Annotated in this window: 2 protein-coding genes and 1 pseudogene; all 3 read right to left on the reverse strand. The window is 61.0% G+C overall.

All coding sequences use genetic code 11. The features are described from left to right. A partial coding sequence (locus tag EV130_RS32380) for an NAD-binding protein (protein ID WP_132662579.1) occupies positions 1-107 on the reverse strand: 107 nt, incomplete at its 3' end. 95 nt (positions 108-202) lie between these two features. Next, positions 203-1,630, reverse strand: coding sequence for a mannose-1-phosphate guanylyltransferase/mannose-6-phosphate isomerase (locus tag EV130_RS32385; RefSeq protein WP_132662580.1), 1,428 nt, complete (start codon positions 1,628-1,630; stop codon positions 203-205). 32 nt (positions 1,631-1,662) lie between these two features. Next, a pseudogene (locus EV130_RS32390) lies at positions 1,663-2,046 on the reverse strand (phosphomannomutase); the annotation flags it as partial.

Here is a 2,046-nt window from a genome sequence, read left to right on the forward strand (position 1 = left end):
ATCTTGGCTTCGGACTTGTCGACGCAGGTGATGTGGTGGCCGAAATCCGCAAGGCAGGCGCCCGAGACGAGACCGACGTAGCCAGAACCAATCATGACAATGCGCATGGGATAACCTTCATCAAAAACGACCGCGGCCTGCCGGCGGCAAAACGCGATCGTGTTACAGGCGCACCGTCATAAATTCAAGACAGGCCCGGTTGTCAGCTGCGCCCGAACTCGTCGACGATGCGGATGATATCGTCCTCGCCGAGGTAGGAGCCGGTCTGCACTTCGATCAGTTCGAGCAAGATCTTGCCCGGGTTTGAAAGGCGGTGCACCTCGCCGAGCGGGATATAGACGGACTCGTTTTCCCGCAGCATCTGCACATTCTCGCCGATCGTCACCTCGGCCGTGCCCTTGACGACGATCCAATGCTCCGATCGGTGGTGATGCTTCTGCAGCGAGAGCTTCTTGCCGGGTGTGACGAAGATGCGCTTCACCTGGAAACGGTCGCCGTTGAAGATCGAGGTATAGCCGCCCCACGGCCGGTACGAGGTCGGATGGGTCTCCGTCAGCTTGAAGGTCGCGGGAAAGGCTGCGAGCGTCTTGACGAGATCGCCGACGCTCTGGCTGTCCTGCAGCTTGCCGACGTAGACCGCATCCTCACTGGCGATCACCGCGACATCGTCCATCCCCTGGACGGCAAGATGCACGCCGTGGCTCATCACCAGCGAGTTGCGGCTGTTGACAAGCGTCGTGTTGGCGGTGGAGACGTTGCCGTTCGGGTCGCGCGTCCCGGTTTTCCAGACCGAATCCCAGCTGCCGAGATCCGACCATTTGAAGGGCGAGGGCACGACTGCGGCATTGGCCGTCTTTTCCATGATCGCATAGTCGATCGAGATGCTGGGAGCCTTGGCAAAGGATTGGGCGTCCAGACGGGTGAAGTCGAGATCGCGCGAGGCCCTTGCGACGGCGTCACCGGCAGCGGCGACGACATCGGGCGCATAGTTGCGCATTTCCGCAAGAAGCGCTCCCACCTGGAACATGAACATGCCGGAATTCCAGTAGAAGCCGCCGGCAGCCAGCATATCCTTTGCCTTGTCCAAAGGCGGCTTTTCGATGAAGCGCCTCACGGTCTGTGCGCCTGTCGAAAGGTTCTCGCCGCCTTCGATATAGCCGTAGCCGGTTGCCGGTTCCCTCGGCTGGATGCCGAAGGTGACGAGCTTGCCGCTGGCGGCCGTTTCGCGCGCGGTGCGGACGCTGTCGAAATAGCTTTGGTCGGCGACGATCTCATAGTCCGAGCCAAGGACGTGCATGATCACGTCCTTGCCGAAAAGGTCGGCGACGAGGGTGGCAGCGGCGGCAACGGCGGGCGCGGTGTTGCGGGCAACCGGCTCCAGCAGGATTGCCTTTAGCGTATGACTGAGTTCGCGGGCCTGTTCGGCCACGAGAAAGCGGAATTCCTCATTGGTCAGCACAATCGGTGCTTCGTAAAGGGCCGGATCGGAAACGCGGGCGAGCGTTTCCTGAAACAGCGTCTTGTCGCCGATGAACTGAATGAACTGCTTGGGGGCTGCAGCGCGCGACAACGGCCAGAGCCGCGTACCCTTGCCTCCTGCCATGATCACGGGAACGATTTTTTGCATCATCGGGTGCGTTTCCTCAAAATCTTCTGTCTTCTTCAATCAGTTCTGTGTCCGGCCCACTGCCTGATCCGGCTCAGTCCGGCTTCAAGCAACTGGCTTGCGGCATGCTCGGTTTGCGCTTCGACGTAGCAGCGCATCTCCGGCGCATTGCCCGAGGGGCGAAAGTGGATGATGCGCCTGTCGGCCAGCGTGACGCGCAAGCCGTCGATGTCGCTCGCCGAAGAGGGTCTTCCAACGGGCTCCAGGAAATCCGCCAGGTTTTGCGGCGAGGCGCGTAGATAGGCCATCAATCTTGCGCTCGTCTTGACGGGGAAGTCCTCGAGCCGATCGGCCGCCGCCATCGGAAGATTGTAGGAAGCGGCAATCGCCGATAGCGGCTTGTTGTGCGCCGCTGCCAGCGAAAGGACCGAAAGTATCGG

Source organism: Rhizobium azibense (assembly GCF_004342325.1).
Lineage (GTDB): Bacteria > Pseudomonadota > Alphaproteobacteria > Rhizobiales > Rhizobiaceae > Rhizobium > Rhizobium etli_B.

Bases quoted from the DNA above. Each gene is read 5' to 3' on its own strand.
- EV130_RS32385 (WP_132662580.1), bottom strand. From the start codon at position 1,630: ATGATGCAAAAAATCGTTCCCGTGATCATGGCAGGAGGCAAGGGTACG.